The sequence below is a fragment of the Streptomyces sp. NRRL WC-3605 genome, from assembly GCF_001509795.1.
GTDB classification, from domain to species: Bacteria; Actinomycetota; Actinomycetes; order Streptomycetales; family Streptomycetaceae; genus Streptomyces; species Streptomyces viridochromogenes.
On the sequence record NZ_LLZN01000017.1, the window covers coordinates 1 to 301 of the forward strand.

Sequence of the window (301 nt, forward strand, 5' to 3'; positions counted from 1 at the left end):
TGGGCCGCAACGGCGCCGGGAAGTCCACCCTGCTCAACGCCCTCGTGGGACTGGTGACGCCGTCGTCCGGGACGGTGCTGACCGGCGGGTCCGTGCCGCCCCCCCAGGAGCCGCGCGGCCTGGTTCGCCGCGTCCGCCTTCGCCCCCACGAGCCCCCCGGCCTGCTGGAAGCCGACACGGGCGCCGGGGGGTGCGGCACGGCCCCGCCGGTCAGCACCGTCCCGGACGACGGCGTCACCAGTCCCACGAGGGCGTTGAGCAGGGTGGACTTCCCGGCGCCGTTGCGGCCCATGAGGGCGAC

The 301-nt window shown here is 77.1% G+C and carries 2 pseudogenes; one reads left to right on the forward strand and one right to left on the reverse strand.

The annotated features are described in order from the left end of the window. Positions 1-203: pseudogene (locus tag ADL34_RS37100) on the forward strand (ATP-binding cassette domain-containing protein); the annotation flags it as partial. Positions 204-244: 41 nt separating this feature from the next. On the opposite strand, the pseudogene ADL34_RS37180 reads toward ADL34_RS37100, so the two are convergent. Next, a pseudogene (locus tag ADL34_RS37180) lies at positions 245-292 on the reverse strand (hypothetical protein); the annotation flags it as partial. Positions 293-301: the final 9 nt, after the last annotated feature.